Below are 21,140 nucleotides of genomic sequence, written 5' to 3' on the forward strand. Positions count from 1 at the left end.
GGCTACGCAATGGACAGCAGGACATCACCCACCGCCACGGAATCGCCCTCTTTCACCACCACACTGGTGACGCTACCGGCTCGGGGGGCACTGACGACGGTTTCCATTTTCATCGCCTCCAGCACCAACACGGCCTGCCCCTCAGTCACCCGATCCCCGGGTTTCACCATAACCTTGAAGATATTCCCGGCGAGGGGGGCATTCACCGGCTCACCGCCACTGGCGGGTGCGGAGACAGCACCCGCAGCAACTGCTGGCGCACCGCCGGATAGTGGGGCGACACTGGTCAGGTCGCCGCCATCGGCTACCGTAACGGTATAGCTCTGCCCCTCCACAGTCACGGTATAGACTTCTTCACCTTTGTCGTTCTTAACCGCAGCGCCCTCGTTACCCGTGGGCACGGGTTCAAATGCCTCGGGATTGCCCCGGTTTTGCAGAAATTTCAGGCCGATTTGTGGGAACAACGCATAGGTGAGTACGTCATCGATCTGCCCCTCGCCACCGGTGAGGGACACATCTTGCTCGCCGGCCTTCTCCTGAAGTTCCAGGCTTAACTTGTCCAATTCAGGGGCCAACAGGTCCGCCGGGCGACAAGTCACCGGGTTGGCGCCATCGAGTACCCGAACTTGCAGCTCCTGATTTACCTCTGCGGGAGTCGCCCCATACTCGCCCTTCAAAACAGCAGCTGTCTCTTTGGAGATCGATTTATAGCGCTCTCCGGTCAGCACATTGAGTACCGCCTGGGTGCCCACAATCTGGGAGGTGGGGGTCACCAGTGGGATAAAACCCAGGTCTTCACGCACTCGGGGGATTTCCTCCAGTACCTCATCCAGGCGGTCTCCCGCGCCCTGCTCGCGCAGCTGGTTTTCCATATTGGTGAGCATGCCACCGGGTACCTGGGCCACCAGAATGCGGGAATCCACGCCTCTCAGGGAGCCTTCAAACTTCGCGTACTTCTTGCGCACATCACGGAAGTAGGCGGCAATCTCCTCAAGCAGATTGATATCCAACCCGGTATCCCGCTCGGTGCCCTCTAAAATCGCCACCAGTGCCTCTGTGGGGCTGTGGCCATAGGTCATGGACATAGAGCTAATCGCCGTATCCACATTGTCGATACCCGCTTCAATGCACTTCAGCGCCGTCGCGGTAGACAGGCCGGTAGTGGCGTGGCACTGCATATGGATAGGAATGTCGACGGCGGCCTTAAGGCGTTTTACCAGCTCATAACCTTCATAGGGGCGCAGCAGGCCGGCCATATCTTTGATCGCAATGGAGTCCGCGCCCATATCCTCAATCTGGCGCCCCAAGTCCACCCACAAATCCATCGTGTGTACCGGGCTTACGGTATAGGAGATGGTGCCCTGGGCGTGCTTGTCCTGTTTTTTAACCGCTGCCAGCGCCGTTTTCAGATTGCGCATATCGTTCATCGCATCGAACACGCGGAAAACATCCACCCCATTCACTGCGGCGCGCTCGACAAACTTCTCTACGACATCGTCCGCATAGTGGCGGTAGCCGAGAATATTCTGGCCCCGAAACAGCATCTGCTGGGGTGTATTCGGCATGACCTTTTTCAGCTCGCGGATGCGCTCCCAGGGGTCTTCGCCGAGATAGCGAATGCAGGAATCAAAGGTAGCGCCTCCCCAGGACTCCAGAGACCAGAAACCGACTTTGTCGAGTTTCTCCGCGATCGGCAACATATCGTCTAGTCGCAGTCGGGTAGCAAACAGTGACTGGTGGGCATCGCGCAGAACGACATCGGTAATCCCCAGCGGCTTTTTAACCTCAGTCATGGGTTATCTCTCTCGGCAGAATTATTGAAAATAGTTTGGAAACGATTTTGCGGTTAGCGTCTTTTGCGATGCTGTTCGATCGCTGCTTTTATCACCGCATGTAAACGGGCGTTTTCATCCCCGGCACTGGAGGAAGGCGTGTGGGAGGCGGGCTCCGCTTCGGGAAAATAGCGGGAAATAACTCTGGACATAATGCCGGTGCCGATCACCAGCAACAGCAAAAAAGTAAAAACAATCCCCATACCAAACAGGGTGATATCTAAGCCCTGCTGAAAAAGTGTTTCTTGCACTGTTTGTTCCCCCTAGTACCAGGCAATAAAACCAACCACCCTGGACGGTTTCACCTGTGCCGGCAACACTGTGAATTTACATACCCAATTATTCGGGACTGGCGAAATACCCCCATTGACACTTTGCAGCGCTGTATAAGCCGCCTTTGCACAGTAATCAATTATTTTGCAGATTGAATAAATTCGCCTTGCGCGGCCTCAGTTAACCCCGCCGCCCCAATTTCTGCACACTGGAATCTTATTCCCTAAACCAGCAATTTCAACCGCGTCTGCATCGACCCCATCCCCACAAAAAGCGGATACAGAGGAATAAATTCGACAGTTCCAGAATGCTGATAATTTTCTATTATCAATACAAGTTGCTTTTAAAATCAAATACTTATTGGTTTCAGCAGCAACTGAGGGAAATAAATTTAGCCGCCCAATTTTGCCGTGGGACACCGGTAGAACGAGTTTATTTCTCCTACTTTTCTACCCTGAAGAATGATCGATTTTGCGCCATTACAATAACTTGCTGATAGAATATGCGTTTTCTGGATCAAGATTTACCGCCTAGCTGACTTATGACCAACAAGACACCGACTCCACAACCCAAGATCTACCAGGCACCCATGGAGGGGGTAATCGACCATCATGTGCGCGCACTGCTCTCTGCCATCGGGGGAATCGATGTCTGTGTCACCGAATTTGTGCGCGTCACCCACACCCGCCTACCCCGCAAGGTATTCACCCGCTTGTGCCCCGAAATTGATGAGGGGGCCTGCACTCCGAGCGGCACCCCGGTGCGGCTCCAGCTACTGGGGGGAAACCCCGAAGCCATGGCCATCAATGCAAGTAGGGCTGTTGAGTTTGGCGCCAAAGCCATTGACCTCAATTTTGGCTGCCCCGCCAAGTCGGTCAATAACAGCGACGGCGGTGCCTGCTTGCTACAGAGCCCTCACCGAGTGGAGGCTATTGTCGGGGCGGTTCGCCGCGCTGTCCCGGAAAACATCCCCGTCACCGCAAAAATCCGCCTGGGTTTCAATGATCGCTCTTCCTACCTGGATAACGCCCTGGCCGCAGCGACTGGCGGCGCCAACGAATTGGCGGTGCATGCACGCTCCAAGGTCGATGGTTATAAGCCCCCGGCCTACTGGGAATATATCGGTGAAATCCGCCAGCAGTTGCAAATTCCCATCGTTGCCAACGGAGATATCTGGACACTCGATGAGTTTCGACGCTGCCGGGAAGTCACTGGATGCGAAGCATTTATGTTTGGTCGCAGCCTGTTGGCCAGGCCCGACCTGGGCAGGCAAATAAAAGCCTACTGCGCAGGCGAGCACTATACCGCCATGGGCTGGCGGGAAATTATTGAGATTCTCTGGGGCTACTATCAAACCACTCGAGAGGTTTACCCTTCCAAATACCTCGGCAATCGCATTAAACAATGGCTCGCTTACTTGAAATTAGCGTTCCCCGAGGCTCAATTATTTTTTGACAAAATAAAACGCCTCAGGGAAGCCGAAGAGCTGGATAGCGCATTTTCCGAGGAGCGGAAAATTCAAGCATCGGCCATTGAAGCCGCCTAACGCTTAACATTTGCCCCTCCGCCAGTATCCGGATTGATACTGGCGGAGGCAGGGCCTCAAAGGTCCATTTTGGACTGCCGGCTCAAGTAAGCGGGATTGTAAAACTTCTCTGGCAATTGATGCGCAGTGCTACTTTCGTAGCGCACCCGGGTTTCAGTCGCCGCCTCAATGCTATCCACCAAAACCATCTCCTCCACAAACAGCATTTGATCTCTCAAGCCAGGGACAAAGTGGGCAACTTTGGCCAGTTTGCCAGATTTCAGATAAAGCTCTGCCCGGACAGGAAAGTGGCTTTCAGCATCGAGCCACAGGGTTATTTTTTGGTAACTGGCCCCTTTAGTTTTCGCTTGTAACTGCAACTTATGCGCCAGTTTATCCTGTAGAAACTCACTTGCTACAAACTGCCCCCGATAATCCTGGCTCCAGGTGAGGGTGGCGACATCACCAATGGACGCTCCCCCAAGTAGCCTCTGCATTGGAGTAATACGGATGGGGCGACGGCTGCGAGGCATCAGCAACCAGTAGTTATCTTGCAGCATCAACATCTTTTGCCCTTCCTGCCCTGCGCCTTTAAATACTACCAGGGACTTTCTCTCCGGGCGGGTATAAACATGATAGTAATCCTCACTGTCCAACCGGCCTTTTTTATAGACCTGGATATTGGTAACGACTTTAGCAAAGGCCTCTCCGAGACGGTATGAATCGGCTTTAGCCAGCATACTCTCTATCTGCACAGAGGAAAATTCATGTTTACTTTCACTCGCCATCACCTCGGCAGAGACAAAGGGAGCAAATATCAGCAACAAACCAACAAGCAAACTATTTTTATATACTTTTAATTTACACATAAACCAACGCCTCGGTAATCGGCTTATTGATTCCCTTCCGCGCGGCCAGAAAGGAGGAAAAAACACATATCGCCGCTACCGCTACAGAAATCATCCAAGCCAAATGAATCGAGAAATAAACGGTCAACGGATACCCGGTTGTTTTTCCCGGGGGTGGCGGCATAGTGACATCAAAAACCATCAATCCAGCACTAACCAAGCCCGCCAAAATAATACCCATTACAGCCCCCACCACAGCTAAAACCAACGCCTCCAATATAAAGCCGCTAATCAACTCCGCCTTTGATGCCCCCAATGCCGACAGCGTACCAATTTCCCGGGTTCTCTCCGTAACCGACATGGTCAAGGTATTGAAGAGCGAGACAAAGATAACCAATGCCATTATGACGCCCATCAAACCAAAAATACGGTCATAGAGATTCTTCACTCCCCGGTAGAAAAAAGCGCGCTCTTCCCAAGTCGTAATTTGCAAATCTGGAACTAACGCACTCAGCTTTTCCTGCAAAATTTCGCTCAGATCCAGCTCATAGCCATAAATTGCCATAGTCGAAACCCGCTCGCTATCCAGCAAAAACTGTGCAGACTTAACCGAGATATAGACCTGGCGCTTATCCATATCAGGAACACCTGTTCCAAAGACACCGCTTACCTTAAAGTCCATTGCATTAAGGGCGCCGCTCACGGTAGAGGACATTAAAGTGATGTAGTCCCCTGGTTGTACATTGAGATTCCTGGCGAGATCCTTACCCAGCATAATCTCAGGCTCACTAATCTCCTCACGGCCCGACAAAATACGGCCCTCTGTGAGATTTAGAAAAGGCCCCTTAACCCGGAATTCACTCGACAGTATTCCCTGCCCTAAAAAGATAGAGGACTTCTCACCATTGGAGATTAACCCTTGTAGATAAACCCTGGGCTGCACGGCCTTTACCTTATCCTCCAGCAACAGGCGTTTGCGCAACTCGCTCGCATTATCCAAACCATACTGAAGCGGGAAATCCTCATCGGCAGAGAAATATCCCGGCTGAGTCAAGACCAAATGCCCCTCACTCCGCGCAGCATTTTCTTTAAGGGATTGATAGGTAAACAGACCGAACCCCCCAGAGACCATCAAAGCTGTCACTACGATGGACACAATAGCAACCGTCAGCAGGCTTCTACGGCGGTTGCGCAATAAATTCAATATGGCGATTTTCACGCGACGCATAAAGCACTCTCCTCCTGAATCATACCGTCTTGCAGCTCAATAACTCTATCGCAGTGGCGGGTCATACGGTCATCGTGACTGGCCACAATAAAAGCCGTTTCGTGTTCCCGCCCCAGGGTTTTCATTAAGTCAATAATTTGTTGTGCCGTAACACTATCCAAACTGGCAGTGGGCTCATCGGCAATCACCATCTTAGGTCGATGCACCAGTGCTCGGGCAATTGCCACTCTCTGCTGCTGTCCACCAGAGAGACGATCCGGCCGATATTTGGCAAACCGGGACAATCCCACACAATCCAACATAGCCATGACCCGCCGCCTTACCTCTGCTTCTTTAATGCCATTTAAAAGCAGGGGATAGGCCACATTTTCAAAGGCTGTCATTACTGGCACTAGGTTGAATTTTTGGAATACAAAGCCCAGGTGTGTACGGCGGATTTTCATTGCCTGCTGATAATCTCTAGTCATTACATCACCAGCAAAACACACCTCTCCACGATAATCTTGATCTAATAGTCCACAGATATTTAGCAAAGTACTTTTGCCCGAGCCCGATGGCCCGCACAGCGCCACCATGGTGCCCGCATGGATATGTAGATTCACATCTTTTAGAGCTTGGAGCTGAACCTCTCCGCTGGTGTACGTCTTTTCAATATGGGCGAGTTGTAACATAGATCCTCCCGTCCGCAGCTATTGATCGGAACTCAAATCATCAGCACAGGGGTTTGATATCCCCCGGTCTTGCCCCTCGGTTTTCCAGGCACTGGCCAGCTTTGTATTACCCTCGAGCTCTGCTGCCTGCTGTGCAGCACAATAAATCCAACGGGTAGCATTCGCTGGCATATGCCCCATACGGGAATCACTCATCAACTCGCGATACAGTTCCATTCCCCGATCAAAGGCATTAAAAAATTTAGGGACTGAGGTAAAAGTTTTCGCTGCAATCCCCTTCAACAGTAAATCTTGAGGCATCCCCTGGGAGGAGCGGCCAGGATTTTCCATTTCCTCAAGCATACTGAGTGCCTTATCCATGCGAGCGATACCATTTTCTGCATAGCCCACCTTCTTCCAGGGCAGCCAAGCTTCTTTCGCCATCAATGTCTCACTGGCACCCAAATAAAAAAGTGCGATGGGATCAGCGGGGGCTTCTGCCTGTGCCAATTTAAATGCCTCATAAGACGCTTCCACCGCATCCCCGCCCGACCTGACCGCTTTTTGGTACAAACTTTCCATTTCTGCATCGACTGCGGCAAAGGAGGAAAGGCTCACTCCCAGATTCACAACTAACGCGCCTATCAACTTCTTCATTAGATCTCTCCTTGCGTTTAAGTTAGGAGTAGATTAGCGAGAGTGAAGCTTGTGGTCCTGGCAATGCGATAAATAGTCATTACGTTCGATAGACGGGAATAAGCTGCGCTGAATGGTGCAAAAGTAGAAGTCGATAACAAAAAAGGGGGAAATAGTGTGAGACAAGCTGAAAATAGAACAATCGTACAATTTAATTGCTGCAGAGAGCGGGAGAGCTGGCGCCGGGCACTTTGCCACCCCTCAAGCCAGGCTTTCAAGTACTATGGAGGAGCTTGTCAGTGCAAGAGAAAAAGCTCCCACACTGACAAGTTTAAGTAGAGGTATACAACTATTAGGCAGCCTTTTTGATATGGCTCAGTGCCTCTCCTACTGCCTCACCACGATTATTGGTGGCAATACTGCGCACAATAAATACGTCTCCCTCAACAGCATCAAGGGATACCTTAATATCTACTGACTGGCCAACCAAAGCCAGATTGGCTGCACTTAAGCTGGTTGACGTCAGAACAAAGCGAGCCTCATCCTCTCCAAGCAGGTGCCGCAAAAACAGGCAGCAGGACTTCAGTAGGCATTGAGAGGCAATAGCCACAGGCAGCGCCTTTACCCGATCGAAGTGTCCGAGACACATTTCAGGTGTTACCTGCCCAATAGTTGCGCTTAAACTTTGTTCATCGGCACTTAAGACCTGTACATCAATACTCTCTTTATAGGGGTTAACCCCCTCAGTCACTGGAGAGATATCCTGGATGCCGTCACTGTAAATCCTGTGGAAGGATTTCTCCTTCATTACGTGATAGGTAACATCAAGTCGAGCTACAACGTCACCAGTAGTGTCTATCAGCTCGGCTTCGGCGACGAGTTCTCTTTTGCTGGTAAATACCGCTTTAGCGCGAGCATAAAGATATTCAGGGCGAACTTCTGATACAAAATTATCAAAGGTGATGAGATCCGCCTTGCCAGCCAAGTAGTAATGTTTTGATCTCACCGGGTTCGCCAAGGCGCCGAAACAGGACCCCAAAATAGCTAGATGCCGGCCTATTTCGGAAACATCCATTAGGGTCTTTTCGAAAGTACTCTGACATTGAACCGGCACCTTGGCAATCAGCCAGCCATCAACATCGAAGTGCAAGGACTCTAGTGCAAAGTAAGGCGCTTTAACCTCAATCAGATCCTCAACGCCCTCAACAGAAAGAGCGTAAGATTCCAAGTTAAAAGTATCTAACATAATTAATCCATTAATAGTAGATATAGAGACTTATGCACGAGCATCTCCATTACAGTAAACAGTGACTTATTACCGCAAGAAGAATTTGATACCAAAGTCAAAGGCTCAATTGCCAACGGTTAAAGCGCTCAAAATATTAAATAATTGACACCGATAACCCCCCCTACCGACAAGGCACTGACGCGCCTTTACGAACCGGGAAATTAGTGTGTTATCTATACCTAAAATCTATATCAATCATTTAAGTGAACTATTGCTATATGCAAGTGCGTATTGCCAGTAATTATCCCGACCGCAACTAGAAAAGTAAATTACTACCAATTACACAGGAAAAAGTGTCAATCCGAAGTCAAATTGCAGGTTTACCCTTAGGCGACAACACCTCCCTCCAGACTGATAAACTTGCAGCATTACAATCTAAAGAATAATCTTATGGCTAATCAACGATAAAGCCTTGATCTTCAAGAATGCCCCACCTCAAACTATTCAATGGCTAACAACTCAACTACGCAAGCCATAGAATTTATTTCCAGCCATTAAACTTTAGTTTTACACCATCATAAGACAAGCTCCCCCAACAACCGGAAAAGCTCCTGCATTACAATATTTTTTTAACGTAGAAACGCAAAAGTCACCGTTAAGTTTTTCTATTTCCTGCAAACAAGGTCGTCCATTCAGCGGCGCATAGTTGAACTGCTGTCTATTTTGTTGCAACATCCGAATTAAGCATCGCAGCACTTTTTTCAGGCGGTTATTATGATGCATTGGCAGTGCATCGCTCTGCATCTGTAACACTGACTGACAACCCCACTCAGACAACAGCACTTTAGTTGGTAGAGTACAAATCGTGAAAACTGTTGGGATGTTCGGGAGTTATCAAAACATATCTATAATTTTCTGCTCTAGATTTCAAAGAGTGAACGACTCATGATTCAGCTAGCACCAGGTGCAAACACCACATTAGGAGCACCCCAGTGTTCCTGGACACTGAAATGCGAAAACTCCGCATCACTAGGAGAGTACGCAGCTATTGCCCTCTTACCTCTTGATGAGAGACGCAAGTCACAAGGGAAAGCCGCTCTATTTCAAGTATCGCAAGACTGGATGAACTGGAGCGGCAGCCAAGAGCAGATTTGCTGCGATTTACGCCTCGACCAGCTCCCAACCGGTGCCGATAGATTACTTATTGTTGCCTACACATTTTCTGCGGCTGGGCCTATCAGTGCGCTTCAATCTATTCACCTCCAGGTAAACGGGCAAATTGAGCTGCATTTAAACCTCTCGCAAAATGGCGAGTCCGCACTGGTCATTGGTGAATTCTACTGCCGGAATCAGGAGTGGAAGTTCCGCGCTCTCGCGGAGGGATCAGCCTACGGTCTCTCTGCGCTCGGACGCAGAATTGGCCTGGATATCGATGACTCTCACCCTTGTCGGGATTCCCTCTCTCCTCAAACCTCTCCAAGAGCTGGATCAACAGGGACTGGATTTGCGGTAACAAGCACACATATCCTCACCTGTGCACATATTATAGAGGGCTGCAGCGAGATTCATATCGCATCTTTTGAGGGGAAATACCCTGCAGAGGTAGTCGTTGTCGATCAGCGCAATGATTTAGCACTCCTCAGAGTGTCGGAAGCACCTGAATTTAAACCAACCACATTCAGAGAAGAAAAATACTGCAACTTGGGTGAAAGTGTAGTCGCTCTTGGATTTCCCCTCGCCGGCCTAGCCGGTGGTGGTGTACATGCTACTCAAGGGGGCATTTCAGCTCTGTTTGGTCTTCACAATGACACACGATTGCTGCAATTCACCGCCGCTATTCAACCTGGATCAAGTGGCAGCCCCCTCTTTGATTCTGCGGGGCTGGTGCTGGGAATGGTCACCTCAACCGTTCCTGACGCTCAGAATATGAATTTTGCAGTTAAGGCAAGTCTGGCCTTAGAGTTTCTGAGTGCTTGCGACATAAAACCACCCAGCTCTACCCCCGATAAAAATATTTCAACTGCGGAAGTGGCTCGCAAAGCCCAGCAATCACTATGGAGAATTGAGTGCGTGTAATCTAATGTAATGGCCAGAGGTCACTCTAGCTTGAAACTCAAAGTTAGAGACGTTAATTTCCCGGCTGGAAGTACAAAAGAAACATTTCATGGATTGTAATCTAGCCCCCAAAACTCTCTGCGCAAAACTTAAGCGGGGAAATCTCGAGCTTAAAATTGAAGAGGCTGTTCTGCCGCCTGAAAACCTCTTTGGGTTTGCAGAACGCCGAAATCCTAAACGAGCTTTTCTTTTCGTATCAAAAGTACTGGGCCGTCATATACCCGTGCGCCCTTCGGTAATGGCCGCCAGTTTTGACAGACTGGCAGACAAAATTCCCGCTGACCTCCCTGGGCCTGTTCTATTTATCGGCATGGCTGAAACCGCCGTGGGCCTTGGCGCGGGTGTTCACCGTGCATTTAGTGCTTCCCGCTCTGACAGCGTTTATCTTACGAGTACCCGCCACCCCCTCGGTACAGAGCTGTTTACCCGTTTTGAAGAAGAACACAGCCATGCGAGCGCTCACTTACTCCACCTACCCGTAGACCCCAGCATTCGGGAAATGATGCTTCAGGCTCAATCTTTGGTGATGGTAGATGATGAGGCATCTACCGGTAAGACCTTTATCAATCTACATAAAGCCCTAAAAAATGCAGGGCTTAAAAATCTCAAACGGGTAGTTACATGTGTTCTCACCGACTGGTCTAACGGTGCAGTTCGCAAGGCGATCGGTGAGTCTGCTGAAACGGCTGCATTAATTAACGGCTCCTATAAGTTCCATGAAAACCTGGATTCCCCCCTGCCCGAGATGCCTGATGTAGGTTCAGTTTCAACCGGTAAGTGGCCTCTCTCCGCCCACAGAGACTGGGGTCGCCTTGGTGTTCAACATGTCGAAGACACCCTGGGCTTGAACCTTCAATTTCAGCCGGGGGAGAAGGTTATTGTTATAGGCACCGGTGAATTCGTATGGCGACCCTTTCTGCTCGCTGAGCGCCTGGAGCGCGCGGGAGTCGATGTGCACTTTAGCTCTACGACCCGCTCTCCTATAGCATTAGGTCACACTATCGAACACGCAATGTCATTTTCTGACAACTACGGACTTGGTATCCCCAATTTTCTCTATAACGTAGAAGCCGGCCAATTTGATAGAGTTTTAATCTGCACAGAAACACCCGCGCAAGCTCTTTCCTCCGAATTAATTAAACCTCTAAATGCGGAGGTAATTTGCGATGAAAAATAATAGACCACTTGTGCTAGTCGATCTCGACGATACTCTATTCCAAACAGCCCGCAAAATGACCACGGGTGGACAGCGCACTGTCGCCTCTCTAGACATCAGTGGCCAGCCAAGTGGATATATGGACCCGGTCCAAGATATGTTTATCAACTGGCTGCTGGATTCAGCCGATGTTGTGCCCGTGACCGCTCGCAGTACCGAAGCCTATAGCCGTGTCAAACTCCCATTTACCAAGGGGGCAATTTGTTCCCACGGGGGCAGCATGCTCCACCCTGACGGCTCACTGGATAACAATTGGCACTCTCAAATGTCAGAAACCTTACGGGAGTTTCAACAGCGCCTCCCTATTCTGACTGAGACCACATTACAAATTGGAAAAGAACTGGGGCACTCTCTGCGCGGCTGGGTGGTCGAGGAAAAGGGCTTACACCTTTACACGGTTATCAAACAGAACGAATCTGATGATACAGTTCTCGCCAATGTCCTGGCTGAGGTTCAAGCCAAGGGTGTGCTTGATGGGATGCATATCCACGCTAACGGAAACAATCTCGCCTTTCTTCCCAATGGCCTCGCCAAGCGCTTTGCCGTAGAGGAGTGGCTGCGCAATGACCGTGACACTCACGGAACTCGGCCAGTCCTGGGCTTTGGAGACAGCATAACAGACTTAGGATTTATGCAGCTCTGTCACATGTGGGGCACTCCCACCCGAAGCCAACTCGCCAAAATTATAGGGGAGCTTGCCCATGGGTAGCCTCCTCGCCAGTTTAAATACCGTAGGAAGCGGCAGCTATGCCGCAGAGGATGTTCATTTCCTTCTCCAGCATACATTGATCGATGTTACGGATGTCGAAGAAAAAGAACGATTGATTCAAAGTAATCAAAAGCATTACTCGGAAATGATTAGCCGGGAGCACCCACCTACGGATATGCACAAGTCTCTTTACTCTAAGGCACTTGTGCAAAATGGTACTCGCATGGCTGCGGAGGTACAGTCTTTAGCCCTGGCCCTGAGCAGTGCCTACTCGGGTTCAGAGATTGTTTTAATCTCCTTTGTTCGTGCCGGCCTCCCCCTCGGTGTCCTTCTGCGTCGCGCGCTGATTGATATCGGGCATAGGGCCCACCACTATGGAATTAGTATTGTCCGCGATCGCGGGATCGATATGGTCGCGCTCGAAGCCATCATCCAGGAACACGGCGCTGAAAATATCGTCTTTGTCGATGGCTGGACCGGTAAGGGGGCGATCTCCAATGAACTCAAGCGAGCGCTTAAGCACGACAAGCGTTTTCCAGAAGATCCTCGCCTTGTTGTTTTGGCAGACCCCTGTGGCCGCGCCTGGCTCGCAGCCTCCGCTGAGGATTGGATTATCCCTAGCGGCATTTTGGGCGCAACCATCTCCGGATTGATATCGCGCTCTATCTGGCCCGGGGAAGGTGGCCTACACGGTTGTATCGTTTACGAACAACTTAAAGAACACGACGTTACGCGTGAGTTTATCGACAAAATTGAAGCTATACGTAAACGTCTGGGCGAAGTCTCCCCAGCACAACCATGGAGTCAAGAACAGCGCTCACAATTGCAATCTGCCGCCGATGGGGTGATCACCTCTTTAGCTCAGCAATTCAATATCACCAACTTAAATAGGGTAAAACCCGGTATTGCAGAAGCCACCCGAGCGGTGCTTCGCCGAGTGCCCGATCAAGTACTCGTCCGCGACTGCAATGATGAAGACGTGCAGCTGCTACTTTACCTTACCAAACGCGCTAATGTTAAAGTTGACGAGGTGGGCGATACCCTTGGGCCCTACCGTGCAACAACAATTATACGGAGTGCCAACCAGTGAGAGAGATATCACCTTTTGCTCTCGGTGCCACCCTGTATATGCCTGCAACCCGAGGGGACATTCTGAATCTGGTATTTGGAGAAAAACTTCCGCACCTCCGCTCACTGGTCCTTTGCTTAGAAGATGCCATTGCAGCATCCGACGTCGACAGCGCTCTCGCAAAGTTGCACGCTTTTCTAATACAGGTTGAACAAAGAGGCGGACGTCCTAACTCCGCCCCGCTGCTATTTGTCCGGCCGCGAGATGCAGAAATGGCAGCGATGCTCAATGAGTGGCCGCTGATTGAGCATGTTGATGGTTTTGTTGTACCCAAGCTGACACTGAAATCTCTTCCCTCGTGGGAGTATGCTGTTAGCAATCCATACTTATATTTAATGCCAACCCTGGAAACCAGCGATGTCTATGACCCCAGCGCAATGGTTGAGCTAGGTCAGGCCTTAAAAGCTAATTTAGGCCAGCGCGTGCTTGCACTGCGAATTGGTGGTAACGACTTAATGGGCTGCCTCGGCCTTCGCCGCAACCCAGCAACCACCATTTACAAAACGCCGATAAATTATGCTATCTCTATGCTCACTGGGGTGATGGGAGCCCAGGGCTTTGCTTTGACAGCTCCGGTCTTCGAGCAACTTGCTTCCCCTGGCTTACTTAAGGAAGAAATTGAGCTTGATATTAGTCACGGTCTCGTAGGCAAGACTGCCGTCCACCCAAGCCAAATAAACATCATACAAAATGCTCTTCGTGTAAGTCTCCAAGACCTGAATAGTGCCAAGTTAATCGTTAACGATAACGCTCCGGCTGTTTTTAAGCATGACAATGCCATGTGCGAACCCGCCACTCACTACAACTGGGCTGTACGTATTCTTGAAAGAGCGAAGTGGCAAGGTGTAATGCTCAGTGAGACCACCAAAGGAGAGCCTGGGGTACGCCTCGCAGAAGTCAACCAATAGATAGAGACTCTAAACTCCAAGGGAGGAGAGTACCGAGCTGGGAAAGGAAGCAAATTACCCCAATGTAATAAAGGGTTAGGGACTAAATATACCCGCTCAGCCAGCAACAGCTGAAAGCTTTGGCTAACAGCTTTGCTGACTGTAAAACATTAGCTGCTAAGTGAGAGTCATACTGACAGTAATCTCGCGAAAGAAATCAGCCAATTTTCTGTTAAGAAAAATAGTGAGTACAGCGAGAACACCCTCGCAAATTCACACTTAAACTAAAACACTCATTAGAGAATCAAATATGGCGATCACCCTAAGCAAAAATCAAAATATTTCACTAGAAAAAACTGCGGGGAGCAATCTGACCTCAGTAAATCTTGGCCTGGGTTGGGATCCAGCTAAATCCACCGGTTTCTTCGCCAAGCTCCTCGGCGGTGGGAATGATTCAATCGACCTCGATGCATCCTGCATTATGCTAGATCGCGACTTTCAAGCTATGGACCTGGTTTGGTTTCGTCAATTAAACTCAAAAGATGGTTCCATCAAGCATTCCGGTGACAACCGAACAGGTGAAGGCGATGGCGACGATGAAACCATACAGGTTAACCTGCAAAATTTACCCGAGGCAGTACAACACTTAATTTTTACTGTTAACAGTTTTACTGGGCAAAATTTCGATCAGGTAGAAAACGCCTATTGCCGTATTGTAAATAACTCCAACAATCAAGAGATCGCACGCTTCCACCTCGCAGAAAAAGGCCAGCACACCGGCGTAGTAATGGCCAGCCTTAGCCGCCAGGGCAGCAATTGGGACTTCAAAGCCATTGGTCAGTCCACCAGTGGCAGAACTGTTGAAGATCTCGTGAGCTTAGCTGTTAGAGCCGTGCGTGTATGACAGTACTGATACCCGGTGGTAATACACCCGTAGCCACAGGCCAACTTCGCGCCAGTATTAACTATACTCCTATCTCAGGTGTAGACCTCGATATCTCCGCATTTGCTCTGACAGCAAATAAGAAGGTTCGTGGCGACGGAGATATGTGTTTCTATGGTCAGACTGCTATTTTGGATGGTGCAATTCAATTAGTCGATAACTCTGCCGGCCGGGCAGAGTTTATGATTAATCTCAATCAGATTGATCCTGCACTAGAAAAAATTGCCTTCACTGCCACCATCCATGAAAATCGGGCCACTTTCCACCAGGTATCAACTCTCAGCCTAGCTCTAAGCGAAGGTATCGAAGCTCAAATTCCCACCCATGGAATGAGCGAAACAGCTTTAATCTTAGGTGAATTTTATTTTCGCCAGGGAGCCTGGAAATTCCGTAATGTTTCGCAGGGATTTACCGGCGGTTTGCAGCCGTTAGCTGAGCATTTCGGTGTTGAAATAACTAAACCAGCCAGCTTCCCCACGCAAGGTGCCACAGCTCCCGTAGCACCGAGCAATACCCCCAGTATCAATCTCAGCAAAGTAACACTGGATAAGACTCGCCCCAGTATTAGCCTGGAGAAGAACGTTAAGGGGTTTGGCGAAATCAAAATCAACTTAAACTGGAATCAAGGAAAACCTGGTTTCTTTGATAGCCTGCTGGGGAGAAGTGGTGCCATTGATTTAGATTTAGGCTGTTTATTCGAACTGCAAGATGGTCAGAAAGGCGCCGTACAAGCACTGGGCCGGAGCTTTGGCAAATTACAGCAGAAGCCTTACATTCAGCTAATGGGCGATGACCGAACGGGCTCTGTCAGCACGGGAGAATGGCTCCACATTAATGGCCAACAATGGACTAAATTAAAGCGCGTATTGATCTACGCATTTATTTATGATGGCGCGGCAAATTGGCGTGCCACAGATGGGGTCGTTACTATTTTCGTGCCCGGCCAGCCGGAAATTGAAGTGCGCATGGATGAGGAGGGCGGGCGCCACGGAATGTGCGCGATCGCCCTGCTTGAAAATGTAAACGGAACTGTTAAGGTCTCTCGCACCGTTGACTTTTACCCCGGACATAAAGATATGGATAGAGCCTATAACTGGGGGATGCACTGGAGTCCCGGCTCTAAATAAAACTAAACCTGTAGACAGAATCAATCCAGTAGTCTTCTACAAATCTATTATTAATGGAGAATTTATGCTTGGCTGGCTTAAAACCAATACATTGAAAGCTCGTGAAACATTAGCCACCGAGGTGGGAAAATATAAAAACCGAAGCTTTATGGAAGCTGTAGCCAATGGCTGCGCACTGATGTCCGCCGCAGATGGCGAGATCACATCAGATGAAAAAATGAAAATGGCGGGTTTTATTAATAACTCGTCAGAATTGAAAATCTTCAATATGAAGGACGTAATCAAGGTTTTCAACGATGCTTGTGAAAAGATTGACTTTGATTTCCAGATAGGCCAGGCCGAAGCCTTAAAGATCATTAGCAAGGTTAAAGATAACGAAACACAGGCACGTTTACTTGTTCGAGTTGTCTGTGCTGTCGGGGGCTCCGATGGTGACTTTGACAATGATGAGAAAGCGGTAGCTCGTCTAATTTGCCTAGAACTGGGCCTCAATCCAGTAGACTTTGAGCTGTAAGGAACTATTAAGTGGAAACAATCCAACTTGGCTTTCCGCCACTGACTACAGCGGTATTCATCGGCCTGGCACTTGCCGCGCTTCTGCTGGATATGGTCACTCACCAAGATGACAAGCCGATAACGCTTGCCAACGCTTCTATCTGGTCTATTTTCTGGATAGCAATCTCATTAGCTTTTGCCGGCTTCCTCTATTTCCAACATGGCTCAGAGGTTGCCAGCCTCTTCGTTACCGGTTATACCCTGGAAAAAGTTCTGTCGATTGACAATCTATTTGTCTTTATGGCTATTTTCGCTTGGTTTAAAGTGCCTGACAATCTTCGTCACCGCGTACTTTACTGGGGCATTATCGGTGCTATTGTCTTCCGCGGTATATTTGTCGCAATCGGCACAGGCTTACTTGCGTTTGGTCCCTGGGTTGAAATTGTCTTTGCTCTGATCGTAGCATGGACTGCTGTCATGATGCTCAAAGGCGGAGAAGAGGATACTGACGAAGATTACTCTCAGCATATCGCCTATCGATTCGCTAAAAAGCTATTTCCTGTATGGCCCAAGCTTTACGGGCACAACTTCTTCGTAAAACGCGATAAATTGGAAACTGAAGTTCAGAAGAGTGAAAATAAAGGCATGAGCCTGCCGGTCAAAGGCGCCCTCTTCGCTACGCCATTGTTCCTTTGTCTTGTGGTCGTAGAAGTATCCGATATCTTATTTGCATTTGATTCGGTTCCAGCAGTTATCGCCGTTAGCCGGGAACCTCTGATTGTGTATTCAGCAATGCTGTTTGCAATCCTGGGCCTTCGTACGCTTTATTTTGTGCTCGAAGCACTGAAACGCTACCTGGTACACCTGGAAAAATCGGTCATTGTCCTGCTGTTCTTCATCTCAGCAAAACTCACCTTAAATGCTACCGATCATCTTTTCCATCACGGTATCAGCATACAGCCGAATACCAGCCTACTTATTGTACTGACAGTTTTAACCATCGGTATTTTAGCCAGCGTACTCTTTCCCGAAAGAGAAGATACGCAAGCTGTAAATCAATAGTCCATAGAAGTTAAAAGGAACTGAACAAATGGCATTATCCTTACAAAAAGGCGGCAACCTATCCTTATCGAAAGAAGCACCCGGCCTGGTTAAAATCTTAATCGGCCTGGGTTGGGATCCGCGCTCAACGGATGGCGCAGAATTTGATTTGGACGCCAGCGCATTCCTATTGAGCGCCTCCGGTAAAGTCCGCAACGATGCCGACTTTATCTTCTACAACCAGTTAAAAAGCCCAGATGGTTCAGTTGAGCACACTGGTGACAACCGCGATGGAAGCGGTGATGGTGATGATGAAGCGATCAAAGTGGATCTTAGCCTCATTCCCGCTGACATCGATAAAATCGCTTTTACTGTCACTATCCACGATGCAGAATCTCGCCGACAGAACTTTGGCCAAGTTGGCAACTCCTTCATTCGGATTGTTAACGAAGTTAACGGATCTGAGATCGTCCGCTATGACCTGGCCGAAGACGCTGCAACTGAAACCGCAATGATCTTTGCAGAGCTGTATCGCTATAACAGCGAGTGGAAATTCCGTGCGGTTGGCCAAGGCTTTACTGGTGGTCTAAAGGCTCTCGCTAACAATTATGGTTTAACGGTTAACTAACCCTAGCTCCCCTCAAACTAACTTAAGGAGTCATATCATGGCAGTATCTCTCTCTAAAGGCGGTAACGTCAGCCTAACTAAAGAAGCACCTGGGCTCAGTGAAGTTGTCGTAGGCCTGGGTTGGGACCCACGCATTACCGATGGCACTGAGTTTGACCTTGATGCATCAGTATTTATTACCGGTGAGAACGGTAAGGTCCTGAGCGATGCCAGCTTCATCTTCTATAACAACAAGAAATCTACCGATGGCTCTGTTGAACATATGGGAGATAATCGCACCGGTGAAGGCGAAGGTGACGATGAGAAGGTGAACGTTAAATTGACCAGCCTCGACGCCGAAGTAAAGAAGCTGGTCTTTTCAGTCACCATCCACGATGCCGAGGCGCGCAAACAGTCTTTTGGGCAGGTAGGAAACGCTTATATTCGCGTGGTGAATAAAGCTGACGGCAAAGAAATTGCCCGCTACGACCTCTCCGAAGATGCCTCTACCGAAACCGCCATGATATTTGGCGAACTGTATCGCCACAACGATGAGTTCAAATTCAAGGCGGTGGGTCAAGGTTTCACCGGTGGCCTGAAGCCCCTGGCAGAAGCTCACGGTGTGAATATCGGCTAAGCCATATTCCAGCCAGGTTGTGAAATAGCTTGACAGCCAATCACAACCTGGCCCCACCGCCCCATGTTCGCGAGCCTAAATTTTTCTACCCCAACGATCGAACCACTACTACACGTTTCAAGCTTTAAGAAAGTCGCAAAACCGAATATGAATCGCTCCAAAAGCGCACACTATAAATATTAAAGAGCGCAGAGGCAGGATGGAATTATCCCCCTTTAGATCTCAGTAGAAAAACACTCGATAAGAACCAAACACTTACATAGACTTAAACATAGATGCCGCCCGACGGCTCACCGCATATTGTCGCCCATCATCCATCACTACCGTGACCGTCCCCGTCAAGCTCCGGCTAATTTTTTGAATGCGTTTTGCACAAACAATCGTAGAACGGTGAATTTGCCAGAACAAATCTGGCGGTAATTGAGGCAACAGTTCCTTTAACGGCATCCTGATAATGTGCTGCCCTTGATCCGAGTAAACGCTGGTGTATTTATCTTCGGCTACGAATGCTGAAATCTCATCACAGGCGATAAGGTAGACATCCTCCCCCTTACTCGCCCGAATCCAACGCAAATATTCCGGTTCGCTTACAGAGAGCTGCTTAAGTATCGCTTCTATATCGGGAGCTGCCGCAACGCTAGTTTCTTCCCGCTCTTTTAAGCGCTGACGAATGCGCTCACAGGCCTGCTCTAAGCGCTTATCATCAAGCGGTTTAAGTAGGTAATCTACAGCCTCATGCTCAAAAGCTCTCACTGCATATTCGTCATAAGCGGTGACAAACACGACTATCGGCTGCTTTTCTACATTTTTGAGGGCCTCAGCAACCGCCAAACCATCCAAACCCGGCATACGAATATCCAGAAAAACAATATCCGGCTCCGCTTTTAGACAGAAGCTCAGCGCCTCATCCCCATCAGCGGCTTTACCAACAACCTCAAGTTCGGGAAAAACATCCGCAAGCATTTGATCGAGATGGTAACGCAGCAGCGGCTCATCATCTGCAATTATGGCGCGCATGGAAACTCCAAACGGGCAGTAACACCACCCTGTTGATTACTTTGAATCAGTAGCTTACCACGCTCTTGGTAAAGGGTAGAAAGGCGCTCGCGAATATTGCTTAGTGCAATTCCATTGTGTTTGTTACAGCTCAATTTTCCGACGCCAGCAGCAAGCCCGACACCATTGTCTGCGACTTCAATTATCCACTGATCCTCCTTTTGCTGTACTCTCAAGTGGATCAGTCCACCTTTAGCCGCCGGTTCAATACCATGAAAAATTGCATTCTCAACCAGAGGCTGCACTAACAAAGGCGGAACAAGGGTCTCCAAAGGAATATCCCTGGATAAATCGATCTCATACTCTAACCTTTCTCCCAGGCGTATCTTTTGAATCTCCAAATAACACTCCAAACTACTAATTTCATCTTTTAGCGATACTTGATCAGAGCGAGATTTTTTCAGGCTAAAGCGCAACAACTCACTAAAGTTGTCCAAGAGGCTTTCTGCCTTTTGCGGATCATGGCGAATAAGTACTTTCAGGTTAGCCAGCGTATTAAATAGGAAATGAGGTTCAATTTGGCTTTGCAGCACTTTCAACTGGCTCTGAGCCAGCGTCTTTTGTTGTTCAACCTGTTTTAATTTGGCCTCTTGGCGCTCCTTCTCCAGCTGGAGCGACTGCTCCCGATTAAGGTAAACTTGATAGAGAAAAATAAAAAGAAGCGTGGAAACAATGATAAAATCAAGCGCGCGAAAGGTTCCAAAGCCTGATACCCACCACCAGGCGTGTAGAGTTCCTATTACAATCGCCACCAAACAAGCCACTGCATACTTTAATCTAGAAGACCAAGCCGGTTTAAAAAACCAGACTAATTTCCCCGTAGATGTCGCCACAAATCCGTACGCAAAAGAAATGACAGCATGAATACTATAGCTGCCCCCCCAAATAGCCCAGGTTATTATTGATACCACAGTACAGATTAGTAGAGAGCGAGAATACTCTTTTAATAGATTCACCA

At 49.0% G+C, this 21,140-nt stretch carries 22 protein-coding genes; 12 read left to right on the forward strand and 10 right to left on the reverse strand.

Annotated elements, in window-relative coordinates; translation table 11 throughout:
- Window positions 1–2 precede the first annotated feature (2 nt).
- Both oadA and ACJJIK_RS07535 read right to left on the reverse strand, forming a co-directional pair.
- Window positions 3–1,793: a sodium-extruding oxaloacetate decarboxylase subunit alpha gene (oadA, locus tag ACJJIK_RS07530; RefSeq protein WP_444944636.1), complete on the reverse strand. Its 1,791-nt coding sequence runs from the start codon at window positions 1,791–1,793 to the stop codon at window positions 3–5.
- A 53-nt stretch (window positions 1,794–1,846) separates the two neighbouring features.
- The gene (locus ACJJIK_RS07535; RefSeq protein WP_444930403.1) at window positions 1,847–2,083 is read right to left on the reverse strand and encodes an OadG family protein; all 237 of its coding nucleotides are present in this window, start codon (window positions 2,081–2,083) and stop codon (window positions 1,847–1,849) included.
- A gap of 563 nt (window positions 2,084–2,646) precedes the next feature.
- Here ACJJIK_RS07535 and ACJJIK_RS07540 point away from each other — a divergent pair.
- A complete protein-coding gene (locus ACJJIK_RS07540) occupies window positions 2,647–3,651 on the forward strand; it encodes a tRNA dihydrouridine synthase (protein WP_444944637.1) in 1,005 nt (334 codons plus the stop codon).
- Between the two features lie 56 nt (window positions 3,652–3,707).
- Here ACJJIK_RS07540 and ACJJIK_RS07545 read toward each other — a convergent pair whose 3' ends face one another.
- The 6 genes from ACJJIK_RS07545 to ACJJIK_RS07570 form a co-directional block, all read right to left on the reverse strand.
- Window positions 3,708–4,499, reverse strand: a complete 792-nt coding sequence (locus ACJJIK_RS07545) for an outer membrane lipoprotein-sorting protein (protein WP_444944638.1) — start codon at window positions 4,497–4,499, stop codon at window positions 3,708–3,710.
- A complete protein-coding gene (locus ACJJIK_RS07550) occupies window positions 4,492–5,706 on the reverse strand; it encodes an ABC transporter permease (protein WP_444944639.1) in 1,215 nt (404 codons plus the stop codon). Before ACJJIK_RS07550 ends, ACJJIK_RS07545 begins: the two co-directional genes overlap by 8 nt.
- A complete protein-coding gene (locus ACJJIK_RS07555) occupies window positions 5,694–6,377 on the reverse strand; it encodes an ABC transporter ATP-binding protein (protein WP_444930399.1) in 684 nt (227 codons plus the stop codon). Before ACJJIK_RS07555 ends, ACJJIK_RS07550 begins: the two co-directional genes overlap by 13 nt.
- Before the next feature lie 18 nt (window positions 6,378–6,395).
- Window positions 6,396–7,013 (reverse strand): hypothetical protein, encoded by a 618-nt coding sequence (locus tag ACJJIK_RS07560; RefSeq protein WP_444944640.1) that lies wholly within the window; start codon window positions 7,011–7,013, stop codon window positions 6,396–6,398.
- Between the two features lie 331 nt (window positions 7,014–7,344).
- Window positions 7,345–8,238, reverse strand: coding sequence for a hypothetical protein (locus ACJJIK_RS07565; RefSeq protein WP_444944641.1), 894 nt, complete (start codon window positions 8,236–8,238; stop codon window positions 7,345–7,347).
- A gap of 549 nt (window positions 8,239–8,787) precedes the next feature.
- Window positions 8,788–9,033: a hypothetical protein gene (locus ACJJIK_RS07570; RefSeq protein WP_444944642.1), complete on the reverse strand. Its 246-nt coding sequence runs from the start codon at window positions 9,031–9,033 to the stop codon at window positions 8,788–8,790.
- A 132-nt stretch (window positions 9,034–9,165) separates the two neighbouring features.
- Between ACJJIK_RS07570 and ACJJIK_RS07575 the strand changes: the two genes are divergently transcribed.
- From ACJJIK_RS07575 to ACJJIK_RS07625, 11 genes are all read left to right on the forward strand, one after another.
- The gene (locus tag ACJJIK_RS07575; RefSeq protein WP_444944643.1) at window positions 9,166–10,296 is read left to right on the forward strand and encodes a trypsin-like peptidase domain-containing protein; all 1,131 of its coding nucleotides are present in this window, start codon (window positions 9,166–9,168) and stop codon (window positions 10,294–10,296) included.
- An 88-nt stretch (window positions 10,297–10,384) separates the two neighbouring features.
- Window positions 10,385–11,512 carry a phosphoribosyltransferase domain-containing protein gene (locus ACJJIK_RS07580; RefSeq protein WP_444944644.1) on the forward strand — a complete coding sequence of 376 codons (1,128 nt, stop codon included), beginning with the start codon at window positions 10,385–10,387 and terminating at the stop codon, window positions 11,510–11,512.
- On the forward strand, window positions 11,502–12,260 hold the full coding sequence (locus ACJJIK_RS07585) for a hypothetical protein (RefSeq protein ID WP_444944645.1): 759 nt from the start codon (window positions 11,502–11,504) through the stop codon (window positions 12,258–12,260). Before ACJJIK_RS07580 ends, ACJJIK_RS07585 begins: the two co-directional genes overlap by 11 nt.
- Window positions 12,253–13,350: a cysteine protease StiP family protein gene (locus ACJJIK_RS07590; RefSeq protein ID WP_444930392.1), complete on the forward strand. Its 1,098-nt coding sequence runs from the start codon at window positions 12,253–12,255 to the stop codon at window positions 13,348–13,350. The genes ACJJIK_RS07585 and ACJJIK_RS07590 overlap by 8 nt, the downstream gene beginning before the upstream one ends.
- Window positions 13,347–14,297 (forward strand): HpcH/HpaI aldolase/citrate lyase family protein, encoded by a 951-nt coding sequence (locus ACJJIK_RS07595; RefSeq protein ID WP_444944646.1) that lies wholly within the window; start codon window positions 13,347–13,349, stop codon window positions 14,295–14,297. The genes ACJJIK_RS07590 and ACJJIK_RS07595 overlap by 4 nt, the downstream gene beginning before the upstream one ends.
- A 289-nt stretch (window positions 14,298–14,586) precedes the next feature.
- A complete protein-coding gene (locus ACJJIK_RS07600; protein WP_444930390.1) occupies window positions 14,587–15,180 on the forward strand; it encodes a TerD family protein in 594 nt (197 codons plus the stop codon).
- Window positions 15,177–16,346, forward strand: a complete 1,170-nt coding sequence (locus tag ACJJIK_RS07605) for a TerD family protein (protein WP_444944647.1) — start codon at window positions 15,177–15,179, stop codon at window positions 16,344–16,346. Before ACJJIK_RS07600 ends, ACJJIK_RS07605 begins: the two co-directional genes overlap by 4 nt.
- A 64-nt stretch (window positions 16,347–16,410) precedes the next feature.
- The gene (locus ACJJIK_RS07610) at window positions 16,411–16,860 is read left to right on the forward strand and encodes a tellurite resistance TerB family protein (protein ID WP_444930388.1); all 450 of its coding nucleotides are present in this window, start codon (window positions 16,411–16,413) and stop codon (window positions 16,858–16,860) included.
- 11 nt (window positions 16,861–16,871) lie between these two features.
- Entirely contained in the window at window positions 16,872–17,903 is a 1,032-nt protein-coding gene (locus tag ACJJIK_RS07615; protein WP_444944648.1) for a TerC/Alx family metal homeostasis membrane protein, read from the forward strand.
- 28 nt (window positions 17,904–17,931) lie between these two features.
- Window positions 17,932–18,510 (forward strand): TerD family protein, encoded by a 579-nt coding sequence (locus ACJJIK_RS07620; protein ID WP_444930386.1) that lies wholly within the window; start codon window positions 17,932–17,934, stop codon window positions 18,508–18,510.
- Between the two features lie 37 nt (window positions 18,511–18,547).
- On the forward strand, window positions 18,548–19,126 hold the full coding sequence (locus tag ACJJIK_RS07625) for a TerD family protein (protein WP_444930385.1): 579 nt from the start codon (window positions 18,548–18,550) through the stop codon (window positions 19,124–19,126).
- Window positions 19,127–19,381: 255 nt separating this feature from the next.
- Here ACJJIK_RS07625 and ACJJIK_RS07630 read toward each other — a convergent pair whose 3' ends face one another.
- Both ACJJIK_RS07630 and ACJJIK_RS07635 read right to left on the reverse strand, forming a co-directional pair.
- On the reverse strand, window positions 19,382–20,143 hold the full coding sequence (locus ACJJIK_RS07630; RefSeq protein WP_444944649.1) for a LytR/AlgR family response regulator transcription factor: 762 nt from the start codon (window positions 20,141–20,143) through the stop codon (window positions 19,382–19,384).
- On the reverse strand, window positions 20,131–21,138 hold the full coding sequence (locus tag ACJJIK_RS07635; protein WP_444944650.1) for a sensor histidine kinase: 1,008 nt from the start codon (window positions 21,136–21,138) through the stop codon (window positions 20,131–20,133). The genes ACJJIK_RS07630 and ACJJIK_RS07635 overlap by 13 nt, the downstream gene beginning before the upstream one ends.
- Between the last annotated feature and the right edge of the window lie 2 nt (window positions 21,139–21,140).

The organism is Microbulbifer regidiadema (SeqCode) (genome assembly GCF_052466995.1).

Coding starts and splice junctions, on each gene's coding strand:
- oadA (WP_444944636.1), bottom strand. CDS start 1,793: ATGACTGAGGTTAAAAAGCCGCTGGGGATTACCGATGTCGTTCTGCGC.
- ACJJIK_RS07540 (WP_444944637.1), top strand. CDS start 2,647: ATGACCAACAAGACACCGACTCCACAACCCAAGATCTACCAGGCACCC.
- ACJJIK_RS07545 (WP_444944638.1), bottom strand. CDS start 4,499: ATGTGTAAATTAAAAGTATATAAAAATAGTTTGCTTGTTGGTTTGTTG.
- ACJJIK_RS07550 (WP_444944639.1), bottom strand. CDS start 5,706: ATGCGTCGCGTGAAAATCGCCATATTGAATTTATTGCGCAACCGCCGT.
- ACJJIK_RS07555 (WP_444930399.1), bottom strand. CDS start 6,377: ATGTTACAACTCGCCCATATTGAAAAGACGTACACCAGCGGAGAGGTT.
- ACJJIK_RS07560 (WP_444944640.1), bottom strand. CDS start 7,013: ATGAAGAAGTTGATAGGCGCGTTAGTTGTGAATCTGGGAGTGAGCCTT.
- ACJJIK_RS07565 (WP_444944641.1), bottom strand. CDS start 8,238: ATGTTAGATACTTTTAACTTGGAATCTTACGCTCTTTCTGTTGAGGGC.
- ACJJIK_RS07575 (WP_444944643.1), top strand. CDS start 9,166: ATGATTCAGCTAGCACCAGGTGCAAACACCACATTAGGAGCACCCCAG.
- ACJJIK_RS07580 (WP_444944644.1), top strand. CDS start 10,385: ATGGATTGTAATCTAGCCCCCAAAACTCTCTGCGCAAAACTTAAGCGG.
- ACJJIK_RS07585 (WP_444944645.1), top strand. CDS start 11,502: ATGAAAAATAATAGACCACTTGTGCTAGTCGATCTCGACGATACTCTA.
- ACJJIK_RS07590 (WP_444930392.1), top strand. CDS start 12,253: ATGGGTAGCCTCCTCGCCAGTTTAAATACCGTAGGAAGCGGCAGCTAT.
- ACJJIK_RS07600 (WP_444930390.1), top strand. CDS start 14,587: ATGGCGATCACCCTAAGCAAAAATCAAAATATTTCACTAGAAAAAACT.
- ACJJIK_RS07605 (WP_444944647.1), top strand. CDS start 15,177: ATGACAGTACTGATACCCGGTGGTAATACACCCGTAGCCACAGGCCAA.
- ACJJIK_RS07610 (WP_444930388.1), top strand. CDS start 16,411: ATGCTTGGCTGGCTTAAAACCAATACATTGAAAGCTCGTGAAACATTA.
- ACJJIK_RS07620 (WP_444930386.1), top strand. CDS start 17,932: ATGGCATTATCCTTACAAAAAGGCGGCAACCTATCCTTATCGAAAGAA.
- ACJJIK_RS07625 (WP_444930385.1), top strand. CDS start 18,548: ATGGCAGTATCTCTCTCTAAAGGCGGTAACGTCAGCCTAACTAAAGAA.
- ACJJIK_RS07630 (WP_444944649.1), bottom strand. CDS start 20,143: ATGCGCGCCATAATTGCAGATGATGAGCCGCTGCTGCGTTACCATCTC.